Source organism: Jatrophihabitans sp., assembly GCF_036389215.1.
Taxonomy (GTDB): domain Bacteria; phylum Actinomycetota; class Actinomycetes; order Mycobacteriales; family Jatrophihabitantaceae; genus Jatrophihabitans_A.
Genome location: NZ_DASVQG010000213.1, coordinates 1 through 18,335, shown reverse-complemented (window position 1 = coordinate 18,335; position 18,335 = coordinate 1). Strand labels below are relative to the sequence as shown.

20 protein-coding genes are annotated in these 18,335 nt (G+C 68.5%); 10 read left to right on the top strand and 10 right to left on the bottom strand.

From position 1 onward, the window contains the following. The 3 genes from VF542_RS11550 to VF542_RS11540 all read right to left on the bottom strand — a co-directional run. On the bottom strand, positions 1-428 hold a 428-nt coding region (locus VF542_RS11550; protein ID WP_408651855.1), incomplete at its 3' end, for a class I SAM-dependent methyltransferase. A 2-nt stretch (positions 429-430) separates the two neighbouring features. Then, the gene (locus tag VF542_RS11545) at positions 431-1,210 is read right to left on the bottom strand and encodes an enoyl-CoA hydratase/isomerase family protein (RefSeq protein WP_408651854.1); all 780 of its coding nucleotides are present in this window, start codon (positions 1,208-1,210) and stop codon (positions 431-433) included. Positions 1,211-1,259: 49 nt separating this feature from the next. After that, positions 1,260-2,069, bottom strand: a complete 810-nt coding sequence (locus VF542_RS11540; protein WP_408651853.1) for an ABC transporter ATP-binding protein — start codon at positions 2,067-2,069, stop codon at positions 1,260-1,262. A 73-nt stretch (positions 2,070-2,142) separates the two neighbouring features. Here VF542_RS11540 and glgX point away from each other — a divergent pair, with 73 nt between their 5' ends. The 8 genes from glgX (at position 2,143) to VF542_RS11500 (ending at position 9,017) form a co-directional block, all read left to right on the top strand. After that, positions 2,143-4,299, top strand: coding sequence for a glycogen debranching protein GlgX (gene glgX / locus VF542_RS11535; RefSeq protein ID WP_408651852.1), 2,157 nt, complete (start codon positions 2,143-2,145; stop codon positions 4,297-4,299). Positions 4,300-4,409: 110 nt separating this feature from the next. Continuing rightward, the gene (locus VF542_RS11530; RefSeq protein ID WP_408651851.1) at positions 4,410-4,832 is read left to right on the top strand and encodes a VOC family protein; all 423 of its coding nucleotides are present in this window, start codon (positions 4,410-4,412) and stop codon (positions 4,830-4,832) included. 156 nt (positions 4,833-4,988) lie between these two features. Next, complete coding sequence (locus VF542_RS11525) at positions 4,989-5,630, top strand: LysE family transporter (protein WP_408651850.1); 642 nt, start codon at positions 4,989-4,991, stop codon at positions 5,628-5,630. A 56-nt stretch (positions 5,631-5,686) separates the two neighbouring features. After that, positions 5,687-6,094 (top strand): nitroreductase family deazaflavin-dependent oxidoreductase, encoded by a 408-nt coding sequence (locus VF542_RS11520; protein WP_408651849.1) that lies wholly within the window; start codon positions 5,687-5,689, stop codon positions 6,092-6,094. Positions 6,095-6,376: 282 nt separating this feature from the next. Continuing rightward, a complete protein-coding gene (locus VF542_RS11515; protein ID WP_408651848.1) occupies positions 6,377-6,640 on the top strand; it encodes a hypothetical protein in 264 nt (87 codons plus the stop codon). Next, complete coding sequence (locus tag VF542_RS11510) at positions 6,627-6,956, top strand: type II toxin-antitoxin system PemK/MazF family toxin (protein WP_408651847.1); 330 nt, start codon at positions 6,627-6,629, stop codon at positions 6,954-6,956. The genes VF542_RS11515 and VF542_RS11510 overlap by 14 nt, the downstream gene beginning before the upstream one ends. 230 nt (positions 6,957-7,186) lie before the next feature. Then, positions 7,187-8,710, top strand: a complete 1,524-nt coding sequence (locus tag VF542_RS11505) for an MFS transporter (protein WP_408651846.1) — start codon at positions 7,187-7,189, stop codon at positions 8,708-8,710. A gap of 82 nt (positions 8,711-8,792) precedes the next feature. Then, positions 8,793-9,017, top strand: coding sequence for a hypothetical protein (locus VF542_RS11500; protein ID WP_408651845.1), 225 nt, complete (start codon positions 8,793-8,795; stop codon positions 9,015-9,017). An 8-nt stretch (positions 9,018-9,025) separates the two neighbouring features. Here the strand turns inward: VF542_RS11500 and VF542_RS11495 are convergent, their stop codons facing one another. Further along, positions 9,026-9,613, bottom strand: coding sequence for a dihydrofolate reductase family protein (locus tag VF542_RS11495; protein ID WP_408651844.1), 588 nt, complete (start codon positions 9,611-9,613; stop codon positions 9,026-9,028). A 47-nt stretch (positions 9,614-9,660) separates the two neighbouring features. Between VF542_RS11495 and rnhA the strand changes: the two genes are divergently transcribed. Further along, a complete protein-coding gene (rnhA, locus tag VF542_RS11490; protein WP_408651843.1) occupies positions 9,661-10,173 on the top strand; it encodes a ribonuclease HI in 513 nt (170 codons plus the stop codon). Positions 10,174-10,183: 10 nt separating this feature from the next. Here rnhA and VF542_RS11485 read toward each other — a convergent pair whose 3' ends face one another. Then, a complete protein-coding gene (locus tag VF542_RS11485) occupies positions 10,184-10,564 on the bottom strand; it encodes a hypothetical protein (RefSeq protein ID WP_408651842.1) in 381 nt (126 codons plus the stop codon). A gap of 133 nt (positions 10,565-10,697) precedes the next feature. Beyond that, the gene (locus tag VF542_RS11480) at positions 10,698-11,720 is read right to left on the bottom strand and encodes a CapA family protein (protein WP_408651841.1); all 1,023 of its coding nucleotides are present in this window, start codon (positions 11,718-11,720) and stop codon (positions 10,698-10,700) included. A 390-nt stretch (positions 11,721-12,110) separates the two neighbouring features. Between VF542_RS11480 and VF542_RS11475 the strand changes: the two genes are divergently transcribed. Further along, positions 12,111-13,262, top strand: coding sequence for an alkaline phosphatase family protein (locus tag VF542_RS11475; RefSeq protein WP_408651840.1), 1,152 nt, complete (start codon positions 12,111-12,113; stop codon positions 13,260-13,262). Positions 13,263-13,337: 75 nt separating this feature from the next. Here VF542_RS11475 and VF542_RS11470 read toward each other — a convergent pair whose 3' ends face one another. From VF542_RS11470 to glgP, 4 genes are all read right to left on the bottom strand, one after another. Beyond that, entirely contained in the window at positions 13,338-13,982 is a 645-nt protein-coding gene (locus VF542_RS11470; RefSeq protein WP_408651839.1) for a hypothetical protein, read from the bottom strand. A 4-nt stretch (positions 13,983-13,986) separates the two neighbouring features. Continuing rightward, on the bottom strand, positions 13,987-14,952 hold the full coding sequence (locus tag VF542_RS11465; protein WP_408651838.1) for a hypothetical protein: 966 nt from the start codon (positions 14,950-14,952) through the stop codon (positions 13,987-13,989). A gap of 111 nt (positions 14,953-15,063) precedes the next feature. Beyond that, on the bottom strand, positions 15,064-15,960 hold the full coding sequence (locus VF542_RS11460) for an NAD-dependent epimerase/dehydratase family protein (RefSeq protein ID WP_408651837.1): 897 nt from the start codon (positions 15,958-15,960) through the stop codon (positions 15,064-15,066). 3 nt (positions 15,961-15,963) lie between these two features. Beyond that, positions 15,964-18,335: alpha-glucan family phosphorylase (glgP, locus tag VF542_RS11455; RefSeq protein ID WP_408651836.1), on the bottom strand; the 2,372-nt coding region annotated here is incomplete at its 5' end.

Here is an 18,335-nt window from a genome sequence, read left to right as displayed (position 1 = left end):
TCCTCGTACGGGATCGTCTCGGCGTCGGCGACCCGCCCGTCCACGTCCAGACCGAGCCCGGCCGCGTTGCGCAGCGCGACCTCGACCATGCCCGGGCTGATGTCGGTGACCGAACCCTTCGTCGCCACCCCGGCCTGCATGAGGTTGAGCAGGAAGAACCCGGTGCCGCAGCCCAGTTCCAGCGCCCGACCGTACGGCCAGCCCGACGTGCCGGCGACGTGGGCGAACCGGTCGCGGGCGTAGTCGATGCAGCGCTGGTCGAAGCTGATCGACCACTTCTCGTCGTAGCTGCCGGCTTCCCAGTCGTGGTAGAGCACGTTGGCGAGCTTCGGGTCATGCCAGGCCGCCTCGACCTGTTCGGCGCTGGCGACGCCGACGCTCGGCTGATGCGTGATCGGGGCCGCGGTGCCGGCTGGGTGGCTAGCCATGCTCAGTTCCCGACGAACTCGGCCTTGCCGGGCCCGGATTCGATGAAGGAGGCCATTCCGCGCTGCTTGTCCTCGGTGGCGAACAGCCCGGCGAACAGCTGGGACTCCAGCTTCAGCCCGCTGGCCAGGTCGGTCTGCAGGCCACCGTCGATAGCGAGCTTGGCCGCCCGCAGCGCCAGCGCCGGCCCCCGGGCGAACTTCGCGGCCATCGCCTGCGCCGTCGGGTACACGTCGTCGGCGGCGACCACGGCATCCACCAGGCCCAGCCCCAGCGCCTCGGCAGCGTCGACGAACCGGCCGGTGAAGACCAGGTCCTTGGCGCGGGCCGGGCCGATCAGCCGGGCCAGCCGCTGGGTACCGCCGGCGCCCGGGATCACGCCCAGCAGGATCTCGGGCTGGCCCCACTTCGCGTTGTCGGCGCTGACCCGGAAGTCGGCGGCCAGCGCCAGCTCGCAGCCACCGCCGAGGGCGTAGCCGGTCACCGCCGCGATGACCGGCATGGGCAGCTGGGCGATGGCATCCAGCGACGAGGACAGCGCGCCGGCCCGGCGCTGCATGTCCTGGGCCGACATGGTGTGGAACTCCTTGACGTCCGCCCCGGCCACGAACACCTTGGGGCCGCCCCAGAGGATGACGGCCCGGACGTCGTCGCGCCGGTCACACTCGGCGGCGGCCTCGCGCAGCTCCTCCTGGACCTGGGTGTTCAGGGCGTTCACCGGGGCCCGGTCGATCCGGATGGTGGCCACCCCGTCGGCGACCTCGAGCGCTACGAACTCAGTCATGGCCGCAGAGCCTACCGAGGCCCGCTGGACTTACCGCGCGCGCTGCGCCTCAACGGGCACGGGCGAAGTACCGGCCGTCCTGCTGCTCGACGGTGAGCTCCAGCTGGAAGGCGCGGGACAGGTTCTGCGAGGTCAGCACCTCGCCGATCAACCCCTGCGCGACCACCTTGCCCTCGCCCAGCAGCAGCGCGTGGCTGATGCCTAGCGGGATCTCCTCGACGTGGTGGGTCACCAGGATCATCGCCGGCGCCTCCGGGTCGGCAGCCAGCCTGGCCAGCCGGCGCAGCAGGTCCTCCCGGCCACCCAGATCCATGCCTGCGGCCGGCTCGTCCAGCAGCAGCAGCTCCGGGTCGGTCATCATCGCCCGGGCGATCTGCACCCGCTTGCGCTCCCCCTCGCTCAACGTGCCGTAGCTGCGCTCGGCGAGCTCGGCCACCCCGAACCGGGCCAGCAGGATCCGGGCCCGCCGGACGTCCAGGCGCCCGTAGGCCTCACGCCAGCGCCCGATCACGGCGTAGCCGGCCGAGACCACCACGTCGATCACCAGCTCGCCCGGTGGGATCCGCTGCGCCAGCGCCGCCGAGGACAGCCCGATCCGGGGCCGCAGCTCGAAGACGTCCACCGAGCCCAGCCGCTCGCCGAACACCGCGACCGTGCCGGTGGTCGGATGCATGGTGGTGGCGGCCAGTTGCAGCAGCGTGGTCTTGCCCGCGCCGTTGGGCCCGAGCACGGCCCAGCGCTCGTCCTCCTCCACCGTCCAGTCGACGGAGTCGAGCAGCAGCTTGCTGCCCCGCCGGACCGTCACCTGTCTCAGCTGCAGGATGGCGTCGGGGTCTGGTTCGAAGTCTGGGCCTGCCACGCCCCCATCCAACCGTACGTTCACAACGGGCGAGAGAACGGCACGCCTGAGGCGGCGTAAGGTCGCCTGAGCTATGGAACCCGCACCCGACCTCAGCCATCGCCTGGCGCATCAGCTGGGCGCCAGCCCAGGCAACCTGGTGGCCTGGCCTGGTGCGCCGTTCCCGCTGGGCGCCAGCTGGGACGGCGAGGGCACCAATTTCAGCATCTGGTCACCGACCGCCACCCGGGCCGAGGTGTGCCTGTTCGCCGGCACCGGCGCCGAGACCCGGGTGCAGCTGGCGGAGAAGAGCTTCCACATCTGGCACGGCTACCTGCCCGGGGTCAACCCGGGCCAGCGCTACGGGTTCCGGCTCGACGGGCCGCACCACCCGGCGGCCGGCCAGCAGCACAATCCGGCCAAGCTGCTGATCGACCCCTACGCCCGCGCCATCGAGGGCGACTTCGTGGAGAACGTCGCCTGCTACGCGGCCAACGACCTCGATTCCGCGCCGTACGTGCCGCGCTCGGTGGTGTCCCTCGACGGCTTTCCGTGGGGCACCGACCCCCGGCCGAACACGGCCTGGGAAGACACCGTCATCTACGAGCTGCACGTCAAGGGCTTCACCGCGCGCCATCCCGGCATCCCCTCCGACCTGCGCGGCACCTACGCCGGTCTCGGCCACCCGGCCGCCATCTCCTATCTCAAGGAGCTGGGCATCACCGCCGTCGAGCTGCTGCCGATCCACCACTTCGTCACCGAGCCCGCGCTGCAGCGGCGCGGCATGAAGAACTACTGGGGCTACAACTCGATCGGCTTCTTCGCCCCGCACGCCGCCTACGCCACCCACACCGGCCGGCTGGGCGGCAACCAGGTGCGCGAGTTCAAGGCGATGGTGCGGGCCCTGCACGCCGCCGGCATCGAGGTGATCCTGGACGTGGTCTACAACCACACCGGCGAGGGCACCCCGGACGGCCCGATGCTGTCGTTCCGCGGCATCGACAACAGCGGTTACTACCGGGTCGACCCGACGAACGCCGCCAGGTACCTGGACTACACCGGCTGCGGCAACACCCTGGACGTCCGGACGCCGGCCGTCCTGCAACTGGTGATGGACTCGCTGCGCTACTGGGTCACCGAGATGCACGTCGACGGCTTCCGGTTCGACCTGGCCTCGGCGCTGGCCCGGTCGCTGCACGACGTCGACAAGCTGTCCTCGTTCTTCGACACCATTCACCAGGACCCGGTGATCAGCCGGGTGAAGCTGATCGCCGAACCGTGGGACATCGGCGACGGGGGTTACCAGGTGGGCGAGTTCCCACCGCTGTGGACCGAGTGGAACGGCAAATACCGTGACACGGTAAGGGACTTCTGGGCGCACGGAGCCGGCGGCGTGCGGGATCTGGCGTTCCGGCTGACCGGGTCCTCGGACCTCTACGCCGACGACGGCCGGCTGCCGTTCGCCTCGATCAACTTCGTCACCGCGCACGACGGTTTCACCATGCGCGACCTGGCCAGTTACCTGCGCAAGCACAACGAGGCCAACGGTGAGGGCAACCTCGACGGCACCGACGACAACCGCTCGATCAACTTCGGGATCGAGGGCGAGACCACCGACCCGACGGTGACCGGGCTGCGGCTCCAGCAGGTTCGCAACCTGCTCACCACGCTGCTGCTCTCGACCGGGGCGCCGATGCTGGTGGCCGGGGACGAGCGGTACCGCACCCAGGGCGGCAACAACAACGCCTACGTCCAGGACAACGAGGTCTCCTGGCTGGACTGGGAGGACACCCCGGCGAGCGCGGACCTCCTCGAGCTCACCCGGCGGCTGATCGCGCTGCGCCGGAGCTCGCCGGTGCTGCGGCAACGGGCGTTCTTCGAAGGCCGGGCGGTGGACGAGGACGGCTGCAAGGATCTGGCCTGGTTCCATCCGGCCGGCGGCGAACTCGGCGCCCGGGACTGGTTCGACCCGGACCTGCGCACCATCGGCATGTACCTCGACGGCCGTGGTTTGCGCCACCGCGGCCGGCGCGGCGAGACCATCCGGGACCAGTCCTACCTGCTGCTGCTGCACTCCGGTGAGCAGCCGGTCGAATTCGCGCTGCCGGGGCTGCCCTGGGCCGATCGCTACCAGGTCGTCATCGACACCGCCGAGGTCGGCGGGACCTCGCTCGCCGAACCGGTCGACGGCGGCACCAAGATCGCGCTCAGCGGCCGCTCGGTGCTGCTGCTGCGCGCCGACCGCGACTAGCCGCTAGACGCACTGCCCAACCCGGTCGACCCCACTACCGGACCGGTACCCGGCCGGGACAGAATCGAGGGCATCGCCTGTCAGCCATCGACCAGTGAAGGGGCACCATCATGACGACCCGGCTCAACCCCTACCTCAACTTCCGCGACACGACGCGCGAGGCGATGGAGTTCTACCACTCGGTGTTCGGTGGCGAGCTCACCATGAGCACCTTCGCCGAGTTGCACGCCAGCGAGGACCCCGCCGAGCAGGACAAGATCATGCACTCGCAGCTGGTCACCGAGCAGGGCCTGACGCTGATGGCTGCCGACCTGCCGAACAGCATGGAGCTGACACCCGGCAACAACTTCTCCATCTCGCTCAGCGGCGAGGACGAGGGCGAGCTGCGCGGCTACTGGGACAAGCTGTCCGACGGCGGCAACGTCGGCATGCCGCTGGAGAAGGCACCCTGGGGCGATCTCTTCGGCATGTGCATCGACCGGTACGGCATCACCTGGCTGGTGAACATCGCCGGCGAGCAGCCCTCCTCGTAGGGTCGACCGGAAACCCGGTTGCTCCGGGGTGGCGGCTGCCCCATCATCGTTCGCCATGACCACTGACGATGGGCGGGCTATGACGGGTTCGGGTGCCTCCGCGGCGGCCACCTGCCAGCAGCCCTGCCCTGGTTGGAGGTCCAGCCCGGCCCAGCCGTGACCGCGGAGTTGCTCGCCGGGCTGCTGGCGGGTTACTCGGTCGCCGTGCCGATCGGCCCGATGGCCACCTACCTGGTCGCGCTGACCGCCGGGACCTCGGTTCGGGTGGGCATGGCCGCGGCGCTGGGAATCGCCACCGTGGACGGGCTGTACGCGGTCGCGGCCACGCTCGGCGGCACCGCACTGGCCGAGCTGATCCGGCCGGCACTGGGCGTGCTGCACTGGCTGTCGGTGGCGGTGCTGGCCGGCGTGGCGGCGCGCGCGGTCTGGTCCGGCCTTCGACCGGCGCCCGCGCAGCAAGTGCCTGGCGAGCAGGTGCCTGCCGGCCGGCCGGTGCGGATCCTCAGCCCGGCCCGGGCCTATGCCACCCTGGCCGGCCTGACGCTGGTGAACCCCACCACGCTGATCTACTTCGTGGCCCTGGTGGTCGGCCTTCGAGCCGGGTCGAACCCCGGTGCCCTCGGCGAGATCATGTTCGTGGCCGCCGCCTTCGCCGCCTCGGCCAGCTGGCAACTGCTGCTGGCCTGCGGCGGCGCGCTGCTCGGCCGGGTGCTCACCGGCGATCGAGGGCGCAGGGTGACCGCCCTCGCCTCGGGCGTCCTGATCGGCGTGCTGGCGCTGCGGCTGGCGGTGGGCTGAGCGCGGGAGTCGCCCGGCTGGAAGTATTCACATGCACAGCAGAAGGGAACTCCGGCATGGACATCAGCCAGATCAACCAACGGGTGATCGAGCAGTTCCGGGCCGGCGGCCCGATCGAGGGCATGCACCGCGAGCGGCTGCTGCTGCTGACCACCACCGGCGCCAGGACCGGCCAGCCGCGCACCACTCCCATGATGTTCCACCCCGACGGTGAACGGCTGCTGGTGATCGCCTCGAACAGCGGCGCGCCGCGGCACCCGCACTGGTACCTGAACCTGGTCGCGAACCCGCGGGTCACCGTCGAGGTCGGCGACGAGCGCTACGACGCGATCGCCAGCACCGCCGAGGGCGCCGAGCGGGACCGGCTGTGGAGCATGCTCAAGCAGACCTACCCGTTCTTCGCCGAGCACGAGCAGGCGGTCGAGCGCGAGATCCCGGTCGTCATCCTCACCCGCGCCGCCTGAGCGCCGCGGTGCGCAGGCTGCCCGGCACCGGCGAAGTTCACCACGACGAACCCGAGCCTGCGGGCGGCTGAGACTGACGCCCCGACGACCGTTCATCTGATCTCCGGACGCCGGTCGCTTGACATTCAGTGCTGTACGACAGATCGTATACAAGTGGCCCGCAGCGTTAAGAATCCCGCCAGCAACCAACGCACGGGCAAGAATCCCGCCGGCACGCGTGCTCAAGCCGGTACCGCTCCCAGCGCCTTGCTGCAGGGCGATCGCCGTGACCGGACAGCCCGCATGGAGATCCGGGAGCCGGGTAGCAGCACAGGCACCTCCGAGGTCTGGCAGGCTCGGATCGGAGCAGAGCTCGCAGCCGAGTTGCGTGCTGACGCTGAGGTCCTCGGGTTGACCGGGCGGACCGCGATCGTGAAAGCCGCGCTGGAGTTGCTCCACCGGCAGGCCGCCGAACACCGGATGGCCACCAGCATCGACGACTTCTACGGCGGCGCGACGCCGCCATTGCCGCTGGGTGTGTCCGACGGCGGCAATGGCGAATCCTGAGCCACTTCGAGGAGAGATCTGGGACGTCCACCTGCCAGGCATCGGCCTGCACCCAGCGGTAGTGCTGAGCGTGAACGCGCTGAACTCGCGTCTCGGCCACGTGGCGGTCATTCCGATCACCGGGACTCGGGGACCGGACGCAACGCACATCCCGCTGGCCGCCGAGGCGGGGCTGAGCCGGTACGACGAGTCCTACGCCGACATTACCGGGCTGCGCCCGGTCGCCAGGAGCAGCTGCCGAAAGCGCCGGGGGCTGGTGCACCGAAGCGAGCTGGCCCACCTCGAGCGGCAGCTACGGACCTACCTCGGGCTCTGAGCATGTCGGCCCTGAGCACCTCGCGGCTCTGAGCATGTCGGCCCCTGAGCACCTCGGGCTCTGAGCGGCCAGGTTGCTTGACGCTCCAACCGGGCAAGTGGTACTTACGAACATGGAGTGATCATCTGAGAACTAGAGATTCACTCTGCGTTAACACGTCAGGAAGGCCGAGGCCCATGACGGTTCCGGGCTCCATTGCCCAACCTATTCAGAGTCTTGTCCCGGCCCGCATGGATCGACTGCCCTGGTCGAAGTTCCATTGGCGGGTCGTCATCGCGCTGGGGATCACCTGGGTGCTCGACGGCATCGAGATCACCGTCGCCGGTGCCATCGGGGAACGGTTGACCGAAGAGGGGACGCTGCACTTCACCGCTGGGCAGATCGGCCTCGCGGCGTCGATCTACCTGCTCGGCGAGGTGGTCGGCGCGCTGTACTTCGGGCGGCTGGCCGACAAGCTCGGGCGTCGCAAGCTGTTCATCATCACGTTGGGCATCTACCTGATCGGTAACCTGCTCACCGCATTCTCCTTCAGCTTCCTCTTCTTCATCGCCACCAGGTTCATCGCCGGACTCGGTATCGGCGGCGAGTACGCCGCGATCAACTCCGCCATCGACGAGCTGATCCCGGCCGACTACCGCGGCCGGGTGGATCTCGCGATCAACGGAACCTACTGGCTCGGTGCGATGATCGGCGCCGCGGCCAACATCGCCTTCCTCAACCCGGACCTCTTCGACATCAATCTCGGCTGGCGGCTGGGCCTGCTGATCGGCCCGCTGATCGGTGTCGCGATCTGGGGATTGCGCAGGCATATCCCGGAGAGCCCCAGATGGCTGCTCACCCACGGGCAGTCAGAGGAAGCGGACCGGATCGTCGACGGGATCGAGCGCGACATCGAGGCCGAGGGCAAGACGCTGTCACCCGTCGACCCGGGCTCCGCGCTGCTGGTCGAGGAACGCGAGGATCCCGGCTACAAGGAGCTTGCCCAACTGATCGTTCGGGAATACCCCAGCCGGGCGTTCCTCGGCTTCATGCTGATGGTCACCCAGTCGTTCCTGTACAACGCGATCTTCTTCACCTTCGCCTTGATCCTGGGCAAGTTCTACGGCATCAGCGGCGGCGCGGTGGGTTACTTCATCTTCCCGTTCGCCGTGGGCAACCTGCTGGGTCCGGTACTGCTCGGCAAGCTGTTCGACACCGTCGGCCGGCGGATCATGATCGGCGGGACGTACTGCTCGTCGGCCATCCTGCTGTTCATCACCGGCCTGCTGTTCAAGAACGGTTCGCTCAACGCCACCACCCAGACCATCCTGTGGTGCATCATCTTCTTCATCGCCTCGGCAGCGGCATCGTCGGCCTACCTCACGGTCAGCGAGATCTTTCCCCTGGAAGTGCGGGCCAAAGCGATCTCGCTGTTCTTCGCGGTGTCGCAGTTCTTCGGTGGCGTGATCGCGCCGTTCCTGTTCGGCAAGCTGGTCGGCGCGGCCGGCGACGGCCCGGTCCCGAATCGCAATCCGCTCTTCTGGGGTTACACGATCGGCGCGGTCCTGATGTTCATCGGTGGCCTGACAGCTTTCATCTACGGCGTCAACGCCGAGCGGCAATCCCTGGAGAACATTGCCAAGCCGCTGTCGGCTCGGGACGTGGCGATGGCCAGTGGCGGGGCCAGCCGGCTCACCGGTGGGCTGTCCTCGGGCGTCCGCCGCGATCACGGGTCCGGGCTGCTGCGTGCCGGGCCGCCCGAGCAGCGCAAGTAGCCGAGTCTCGGGCCCGCCGGCTGCCGTCTCGTTACGGCGGACGGCGGGCCCGAGCTGATCCGAAGGCGGGTGGGCAGCCCAGATGCCAGAGCCGTGGCAACGGAGCATCTGGCTGCTGCTCTGGGGGTGGATGCCGGCCGGGATCGGCTGGCAACTGCTGAACGTCGAGCGGCTCGACATCTACAGCATGCTGGGGTGGTTCGTCTGGCCGGTGGTGCCCATGGTCTACCTGGTGGTGAGCCTGCTGATCGGGTTAGCCGGCAAGGGCGCTGCCCGCAAGGACGACCAGGGCCGACCCTCACGGTGAGCTCAGGTTCAGCCGAGCACCCGGAACCAGACACCCGTCGCCAGCGGCGCCTGGCTCAGGCTGAGGCGCTCGAGCCTGACGTTGGTGCCGCCGGGCTGGTCGAGCAGCCGGACGCCGTCGCCGAGCAGGACGGGGGCGAGGAAGACCAGGATCTCGTCGAGCACGCCGGCCTGCAGGCACTGCCGGGCGACGTCGGCACCGAGGATGTTGACGTACTTCTCCCCGGCGGCGGCCTTGGCCGCGGCGACCGCGGCATCCAGGTCGTCGAGGAAGGTGATGCCGGGCGTAGCTACTGTTCGCTCCGCTCCTCGCTCGCTGCGATGCTCACTCACCTGCGCGGCGCCCGGGATCTGATGGGTCAGCACGAATTGCGGCCCGGTCCAGGCGCCGCCGAACGGCCCCTCCTTGTCCGTCCCGCGGTTCGGATCGTCGCCGCCGAAGGTGCGCCGGCCGATCAGCAGGGCACCGATCTGGTCGACCAGTCCGTCGGCGGTCGGGTTCGGGCCGAGGTAGGAGGTGAGCCAGGACATGTCACCGCCGGGGCCCGCGATGAAGCCGTCCAGCGACATGGTCGCCGAGTAGAGCATCCTTGCCATGAGCTGCCTCCGCCTGGAAGTCGTGATGCGCCGGTAGCGTGCTGCGGGTGAGTGTCGATCCTGCGAACGCGCCCCGGCCAGCCGAGCCCGCTCGACCGCCCGTCGTGATCTACACCGACGGGGCCTGCAAGGGCAACCCGGGGCCCGGTGGCTGGGGGGTGTGGCTGTCCAGCGGCAACCACCAGAAGGAGCTGTTCGGCGGCGAGCCGCAGACCACCAACCAGCGGATGGAGCTGACCGCGGCGATCCAGGCGCTGACCGCGCTGACCAGGCCGTGCACGGTGGTGCTCCACACCGACAGCCGGTACGTGCTGCAGGGCATCACCAGCTGGATCCACGGCTGGAAGCGCAACGGCTGGCAGAACTCGGTGAAGCAGCCGGTCAAGAACGCCGACCTGTGGCGCGCGCTGGAGGAGGTGTCGGCCGCTCACACCATCGACTGGCGGTGGGTCAAGGGGCATTCCGGGGATGCCGGCAACGAGCGTGCTGACGCGCTGGCCAACGACGGTGCGGCGCTGGTCATGGCGGGCCCGGCGCTCGGGTCCGTGCGGGTGGGCTGACGGCAGCAGGTCAGCGGGATTCCCGTGGCACCCGGATCTTCGGCATGCCGCCCAATCCCAGGTTGTAGCGGACGTTCTCGGAGTATTCGGCCAACTTCTTCCACAGCGCGGCATGCGCGGGCCACGGGATCGGGTTGTCGCCGTCGAGCCAGCTGTCACCGAAGGTTATCCAGACCACGGTCCAGTTCGCCGCCACGTTCCACCGGCCGTTGCTCCAGTCGATCAGCGCCCGGCGGATCTGCATCGCCGCCTGCGGTGCGTCGGGAAACGTCGAGGCGGTGTGCACCGTCCAGACCCGGAAGTCATGGGACATCAGGTCCAGCTCGAAGTCGCCCAGCACGGCAGGGTTGACCAGCACCGTCGCCATGTTCTCGAAACCCGGACCTCGCACCATACGATTATCTACCAGCACCGCCCGGGGAAGAAGTAGCAGCGGCGGCAGGTCGCCCGCACCCGCTACCCAGTCGCCTCGACTTGCCCTCAGTCGCTACTCAGTCGCCTGAGCTTGCCCCCTCAGCTGCCAGTCAGCCGACGATCAGACCGTTGCGCCGCGCGCCGAGCGAGTCGAGATAGCCGGTGATGCGCGCCAGCGCCGCTCGGTAGCCGGCGCGCGCCTCGGCGGAGGTCCACAGATCGGCGATCGCCGAACGCAACTCGATCAGCCGCAGCCGGGGCGAGTACTCCATGAAGGTGGCGATCGCCTCGGCCCTGGTGGTGACGAAATGGTGCGGCGCCACCTCGGTGAAGGTGAAGCGCGGCATCACCCCTTCGCGGTTGCCGACATCCTGCACCGCGTGCCGCGAGATCTGGTTTCCCATGCAATAGGCGACCCATTTGCCGTGCAGCTTCTGAAACGGCTGCACCACATGGGCATGGTCACCCAGGATCACGTCGACGTCCGGCGAGGCCAGCAGCCGGTCGGCCTGGCTAGCCTGCTCCTCGGTCGGGTCATGGTCGTACTCGGTGCCCCAGTGCATGCTCAGCACCACGAGGTCGGCACCGGCGCTCCTGGCCCGGTGCGCCGCCGCCAGGATCGCCGGCAGGTCGATGGTGTTGGCCAGCCACGGCTGCCCGGCCGGCACCGCGATGCCGTTGAACCCGAAGCTGAACGCGAGCTGGGCGACGCGCACGCCGTTGCTCGTGGTCACGATCAGCGCCCGGCCGGCCTCGGCTGCCGACCGGGCGCTGCCGGTGTGCTTCAGGCCGGCCGCGTCCAGCTGGTCCAGGGTGCGCTTCACCCCGGCGTACCCCTGGTCCAGGGTGTGGTTCGAGGCCGTCGTGCAGCTGTCGTAGCCGGCCGCCGTCAAGGCGGTCAGAACCTGCGGCGGGGCGTTGAAGTTCGGCCAGCCGGCGAACGGGCCCTGCGGCGGGGCGAGCGGGGTCTCGAGTTCGCAGATCGCCAGGTCGGCCGCTCGGGTGGTCGGCGCGATGCCGGCGTAGATCGGGCCGAAGTCATAGCCGGGTTTTCCTTGCGCCCTGGCATCCGCCGCCGCCTGCTGCCAGAGCTCCGGGTGGATCAGCACGTCGCCCGAGCCGAGCACGGTCACCGTGCGCGGACCGGGCTTCGGAGCTGACGGCGACGAACCACCCGTGCCGCCCGGGGTCCCGGAGGTGGGCGGCCCAGCGGTCGGGGTTCCAGAAGTCGGCGCGCCAGCGGCCGAGGGTCCAGTGCTTGAGACGCCCGTGACCGGCGCGGCGACCGAATCGTGCGGCGAGCTGCTGGTCGCCGGGCCGCCTTGCCGATGCCCGCCACGGATCTGCCCGCAGCCGCTGAGCGCGACAGCGAGCGCCAGCACCGCCACGGACCGTCGCGCGCGGCGGAACCGACCTCTTCCGTTGACCGGCACGCGATGCACGCTACGCCGCAGGTCCTCTCGCCGGGGCTGATCGCCGGACGCCCCGCCGCAGCCGTTCCTGCTCGATGCCAGGATGGGGCCATGCCCACCGCACCGGCACCGGCCGCCGGCATCGTCCGGTACGGCGAGTCGTCGCTGTCGGACGTGCTGCCGTCCGCGCTCGCGGCGCTCGGTGTCGCCGGGGAGCCCAACGTGCTCGGGATCGAGCCGGCCGACTGCATCGTGGTCCTGCTGGTCGACGGCCTGGGGTGGCAGCTGCTGCGCGAGCACGCCGGCCATGCCCCGTTCCTGTCCAGCCTGGCGGCCCGCCCGCTGACCGCGGGGTTCCCGACCACCACCGCGGTCAGCGTCACCTCACTCGGCACCGGAGTTCCGCCCGGGCAGCACGGCATCACCGGCTACCTGACCCGGGCGGACGGGCTGAGCGAGCCGGTCAACTGGCTGACCTGGCGCACCGCCCGCTCCGGTGTGGACCTGCTCGGCGATCAGCCACCCGAGCGGGTCCAGCCGGTGGCCACCGCCTTCGAGCGGGCCGAACGGGCTGGGGTGAGGGCGTCGGTGGTGTCGGCGCCGGCCTTCAAGGCCAGCGGGCTCACGCTGGCAGCGTTGCGCGGCGCGCACTACCAGCGGGCGTTCACCGCGGCGGACGCGGCGACCGGAGTTGCCGCGATCGCACGGACCCGTGGCGGCCTGATCTACTGCTACAACTCGGAAGTGGACCTGATCGGGCACGTCCACGGCTGCCGGTCCGAGGCCTGGCGGGTACAGCTACAGCTCATCGACCGGGCTGCGCAGCTGCTGGCCGAACGGCTGCCCGCGGGGGCTCGGCTACTGGTCACGGCCGATCACGGCATGGTGGACGTCCCGGAGGACGCCAAGATCGACTATGACGGCGAGCCGTCGCTTCAGGACGGTGTGGACATGCTGGCGGGTGAGGCCCGGGTGCGGTACCTGCACGTCGCACCCGGCGAACTGGACGCGGTGCGCTCGCGGTGGATCCACCTGGTCGGTGACCGGATGGCAGTGCTTACCCGGGACGAGGCGATCGGCTACGGCTGGTTCGGCCCGCACGTCAGCGAACCGGCGCGGCACCGGATCGGTGACCTGATCGCGGTGTCGGTGTCGGAGCTGGCGGTCGTGCGCCGCAAGGTCGAGTCCCGCAACGCTTCGCTGATCGGCCATCACGGTGCGCTCACTGATGCCGAGCTGCTGGTGCCGCTGCTGTCCAGGTGAGCCGGGCGACAAGCCTCGGCAATCGCTGACCCCTCGCTTAGGCATACACAGCGCCCTACGGGATGGCGCACCCTATCAAATTCTGGTCCCGGTAACCGGATCTCGGTGAAGTTCTCCAACGCCCGATCGGCCGTCTGTAGGCCAATCGCGCAACCAAAGCTTGTAAGCATCTGGTCCAGTCTGCAATGCAATTCCGGTGTACGTCTTCGAAAAATACTTCCCTTTGGTAACTTTTACCTTGATGAGTGGCGGTTCCAATGTCATTAGAATACTCAACTCATTGGCACCCTCAGCCAGCGAAGTATTACCGTCTTGGATGAAGGTGAGGCGATCGCCGATCCACTGCCAATCGCCGGTGGGAAGTGAAGGGGTTTGCCCTAAATCGACTGCGCGCATCACAAATTGCACTTCTCGCCCTTGGGCGATCGCTTGCGCCTTGATTTGCTTCTCAGCATCTTGACGGTCTTGCACTGCGGATTGTGCGGCTAGAAGATTTGGCTGACTCTCGTCAAGCAACCTTCCGCGCTCAAGCCATTCTTGTGCTTTGGGCAAATCACCGCTACTCAGTGCGCCAAATGCCAGGTTAGCTGCTGCAAGAGCGGATCCAGCTGCAATCGCCTCTAGATACATGGCATTCCCTTGGATTGGCGCACCGATCGTACTGAGCTCGACTCCTAAATTGTTCAGGGCAACGGAACTCGCCTGGCCAGCATCTCTCAACCGCTCATAGTGAAATACTGCGGCACCTGGCTGCCCGTTTTGAGAGTAAGCGTAAGCCGTGTCGAAACGCAAGCGTTGGTCGAGCGGCGTCAGCGCGAGAGCCATCTCGCGGTAAACCAGAGACAACGTTGCATTCTCTGCCGAGATGGGCAGCCAACTCCTTCAACGCCCGTGACCGAATCGAATCAGGCGCATCAGAGTCGACTGCTAAAGCCATCAGCTTGTTATTTGCGTCACCTTCTCTACCTGCATCTTGCAGCAACTTGGCTACCAAAAGCCGCAGTTCCGCTTGAACGTCGCTAGGCAACCCGTTGGACAATACCTCTACTTCGCGGGCAGCAGATGCCTCTTCACCCAAGACTTTCAACGCCTGTGCGTAATGGCGAATAGTCAGCTCGTCTCGTGACTCTTTTCGGTACGCACGATCATGAATCTCTTCAAAAGCGTTAGTATCACCAGCCTGAAATCTCAAAGAGGCGACTACACTTTGGCGGTGCACAGTACTTAATTCATCATTACCCTCCTTAACCCACTCTGCGAGAGCGCTGACAACGTCTTCTGGCTTATGAGCGTCCACTGCATCGAAGGCCGCCTTGAGTGCGCTGTCAGCGGCCGTGCTTGATTTAGCAACCGGGTCCGCACCATCGCCGGAGGGATCGGGAGGGGGCGGAGAGAGCTCCTCACTAGGTGAAGGTGTTGTTACCGCAGGCAAAGAGGAAAGCATCTGCCCGGTAATGACCACTGCATCAGCAGCGCGGACGGCGTTGCTAGCGGCGATGAGTTCCGGAGTGACGAAGTCTCGCAGTTGATCTCTAAGCGGCTGAGGAAGATACGACCGGGCTTCTGTAACAAGCTGGTCCATCAGCGACAAGGCGGCGCCCAACACCTCCTGCTCCGAGTCAGCCGCGACGAGCTGCTGTAAATCGTCATGCAACTGCTGTAACCGACGCCGAAGATCTTCACTAGCCATAGCCCCTAAGCCTGCCACAGTCACGTTGCGAAGCAGATTTGACCTCCGGAGTCAGGAGAACTGCACCATCACAGCTGACGTGCACCTTATCGCGCGAAGGATCTTGCAACGTTACTGAGACAGCGGTTGGCCGTCATCGTCGAGGTAATCGCGCCAGCTGCGGGTCGGCTGCCAGCCGAGCAACCGTTCCGCCTTGGCCGCCGAGGTTCCGCTGGCATCGGGTCGCGCGAACGGGCGGTACTCCACCCGGTCGCCGTACTGCGCCCGCAGCGCGGCAACGGTGTCGGCCACCCCGGCCGAATCCGGCGAGCAGACGTACATCACCTCATGGCCCGGCAGCGAGGATTCCACCGCCAGCCGAAGCGCCACCGCCAGGTCGTAGGCGTCGATGTAGGACCAGCCGTTGAAAGTCGCTTCCGGTGCCCCAGCCGCAGCGCCCCGGATCATCGGCCCCAGGTTGCGCGCGTACGACCCGGAATCCTGCACCCAGGTCGGCCGGATCGTGATGCAGCGCAGCTCAGAACGCCGCACCGCCGCGTCGCACAGCTGCTCGCCGAAGTACTTGCCCAGCGCGTACGGATCCTGCGGCAGCACCGGATGATCCTCGTCGATCGGAAAGTAGGCCGGCTCGAACGGCCGCTCGGCGAACATCATGCCGGGCACCGTCTCCGACGACAGGTTCACCAGCCGGCCGACCCCGAACCGGACGCACGCCTCGATCACGTTGAAGACGGCCAGCAGGTTGTTGGCGAACACCGCGTGCGCGATGTCCTGCGAAGGCTCGGGAATCGCCGCGCAGTGCAGCACCGCGTCCATCCCACGCACCAGCTGGAACGCCGCCCCGGCATCGGTCAGATCGGCCCGGACGTAGGGCGGCATGCCAGCCTCGGCCCGCTCGTAGGTCGGCGTGCCGAGGTCGGTGCACACCACCTGGTGCCCGGCGGCCACCAGCTCGGTGACCGCCGCTCGCCCCACCTTGCCGCGGGCGCCGGTGACCAGGACGCGCACGGCTCAGACCTGCGTGGCGGTCGCGACCAGCCCGGTCTCGGCGAGATTGGCCAGCAGCTTGTGCTTGGGCAGCACCCGGACGGTGTAGCCGAACGGCCCGGCCTTCTTCAGCGGGATGTCGCCGGCGAAGAACCCGGTGTGGTCGCGCTCGTCGGCCAGCGTCAACGGCAGCATCTCGAACGAGGTCAGCCGGTTGTCCGAATCCACCGGGCCGTACACGGCCTGCACCTCGACGTCGCCCGCGGTCAGGTTCGACAGCGCCACCTCGGCGCGCAGCTGCAGGAAGCCACCCAGGCTCGGGTCGCCCTCGACCAGGGAGTCGACATGGCGGACCGCGACCTCGCGCCAGCTGCTGGCCACCCAGCTCTTCCAGGCCGCCAGGTCCTTCGCGGCCCGGAAGTCATCGGCCACCATCAGCGCCGCGGCCTGCCCGGCCGGGGCGTACAGCCGGCGGATGTAGTCGCGCACCATCCGGGTCGCGACGACCTTCGGACCCAGCGACTTGAGCGTGTAGCGCACCATCGCCACCCACTGCGCCGGGATGCCTCGGCCGTCGCGGGCGTAGAAGCGCTGCGCCACCTGGTGCTCGATCAGGTCATAGAGCCCGGCCGCCTCGACCGCGTCCCGGTGGTCGTCGGTGGTACCGGTCAGCGAGTCGTTGGCCGACGGGATCTCCCAGCCGTTCTTGCCGTCCTCGCACCACTCGTCCCACCAGCCGTCCTTGATGGACAGGTTCAGGCCACCGTTCAGCGCCGCCTTCATGCCGGACGTGCCGCACGCCTCCAGCGGGCGCAGCGGGTTGTTCAGCCAGACATCGCTGCCCCAGTAGAGGTAGCGAGCCATGCCGATGTCGTAGTCGGGCAGGAAGGCGATCCGGCCGCGGACCTCGGGGTCGTCGGTGAACCGGACCAGCTGGGCGATCAGCTCCTTGCCGCCGTCATCGGCGGGGTGCGACTTGCCCGCGACCACGATCTGCACCGGGCGCTCGGGATCGGTGAGGATCTTCTTCAGCCGGGCCGGGTCGCGCAGCATCAGGGTCAGCCGCTTGTAGGACGGCACCCGGCGGGCGAACCCGATGGTCAGCACGTCCGGGTCGAAGGCGGTCGCGGTCCAGGCCAGCTCCATGCCGGAGAAGCCGCGCTCAAGGCCGGACTTGCGGATCCGGCGGCGGATCTCGCCGACCAGCCGCTCCCGCAGCTCGTGCTTGAGTTCCCACAGCTCGGCGTCGGAGATCTGGTCGATGGCGTCCCACCCATCGCCGGAGGCGAGGTCATCGGAGCCGGCGGTGCGCTCGGCGAGGTCGAGGAACTCCCGGGCCATCCAGGTCGGGGCATGCACGCCGTTGGTGATCGAGGTGATCGGCACCTCCTGGGCGTCGAAGCCCGGCCACAGGTCGTTGAACATCGACCGGCTGACCCGGCCGTGCAACTGGGCGACGCCGTTGGCGCGCTGGCCCAGCCGCAGCCCCATGTGGGCCATGTTGAACTTGGTCGGGTCCTCCTCGGCCCCGAGTGCCAGGATCCGGTCCACCGGCACCCCGGGCACCTGGCCGAGGTAGGCGCGGACCAGGTCGCGGTCGAAACGGTCGATGCCGGCCGGCACCGGGGTGTGGGTGGTGAACACCGTGCCGGCCCGGACCGCGGTCAGCGCCTCGTCGAAGTTCAGCTTGGCCGGGCCGTCACTGAGCTCGCTGATCCGCTCGATGCCCAGGAAGCCGGCGTGGCCCTCGTTGGTGTGGAAGACCTCGGGCGCCAGGTGGCCGGTGATCGAGCAGTACAGCCGCAGCGCCCGGACACCGCCGATGCCCAGCAGCAGCTCCTGCAGCAGCCGGTGCTCGGGGCCGCCGCCGTAGAGCCGGTCGGTGACCCCGCGGGCTGCCGCGTCGTTCTCCTCGACGTCGGAGTCCAGCAGCAGCAGCGGCACCCTGCCGACCGAGGCCAGCCAGATCTGGGCGTGCAGGGTCCGCTCCTCGGGCAGTGCCAGCGCCACCCGGGCCGGGTTGCCGTCGCTGTCGCGCAGCGGTGTCAGCGGCAGGCCCTGCGGATCCAGGGACGGGTAGCGCTCCTGCTGCCAGCCCTCCCGGGACAGTGACTGGGAGAAGTACCCGGCCCGGTACAGCAGCCCGACCCCGATGATCGGCGCGCCAAGGTCCGAGGCTGCCTTGAGGTGATCACCGGCCAGGATGCCGAGGCCGCCGGAGTACTGCGGCAGCACCTCGGTGATACCGAACTCCGGTGAGAAGTAGCCGATCGCCTTCGGGGCGGCCGGGTGGTCGGCCGCGTAGCCCTGATACCAGAGGTCGGCGGTCAGGTAATCGGCGAGGTCGGCCTGGATGATCCGCAGGCTCTTCAGGAACCTCTTGTCCACCGCCAGCG

What these genes read in the sequence shown, in the direction of transcription:
- VF542_RS11500 (WP_408651845.1), top strand. Translation starts at nt 8,793, where the DNA reads ATGCCAGAGCCGTGGCAACGGAGCATCTGGCTGCTGCTCTGGGGGTGG.
- VF542_RS11510 (WP_408651847.1), top strand. Translation starts at nt 6,627, where the DNA reads ATGGCGAATCCTGAGCCACTTCGAGGAGAGATCTGGGACGTCCACCTG.
- VF542_RS11505 (WP_408651846.1), top strand. Translation starts at nt 7,187, where the DNA reads ATGGATCGACTGCCCTGGTCGAAGTTCCATTGGCGGGTCGTCATCGCG.
- VF542_RS11520 (WP_408651849.1), top strand. Translation starts at nt 5,687, where the DNA reads ATGGACATCAGCCAGATCAACCAACGGGTGATCGAGCAGTTCCGGGCC.
- VF542_RS11515 (WP_408651848.1), top strand. Translation starts at nt 6,377, where the DNA reads ATGGAGATCCGGGAGCCGGGTAGCAGCACAGGCACCTCCGAGGTCTGG.
- VF542_RS11475 (WP_408651840.1), top strand. Translation starts at nt 12,111, where the DNA reads ATGCCCACCGCACCGGCACCGGCCGCCGGCATCGTCCGGTACGGCGAG.
- VF542_RS11465 (WP_408651838.1), bottom strand. Translation starts at nt 14,952, where the DNA reads ATGGCTAGTGAAGATCTTCGGCGTCGGTTACAGCAGTTGCATGACGAT.
- VF542_RS11495 (WP_408651844.1), bottom strand. Translation starts at nt 9,613, where the DNA reads ATGGCAAGGATGCTCTACTCGGCGACCATGTCGCTGGACGGCTTCATC.
- glgX (WP_408651852.1), top strand. Translation starts at nt 2,143, where the DNA reads ATGGAACCCGCACCCGACCTCAGCCATCGCCTGGCGCATCAGCTGGGC.
- VF542_RS11530 (WP_408651851.1), top strand. Translation starts at nt 4,410, where the DNA reads ATGACGACCCGGCTCAACCCCTACCTCAACTTCCGCGACACGACGCGC.
- VF542_RS11545 (WP_408651854.1), bottom strand. Translation starts at nt 1,210, where the DNA reads ATGACTGAGTTCGTAGCGCTCGAGGTCGCCGACGGGGTGGCCACCATC.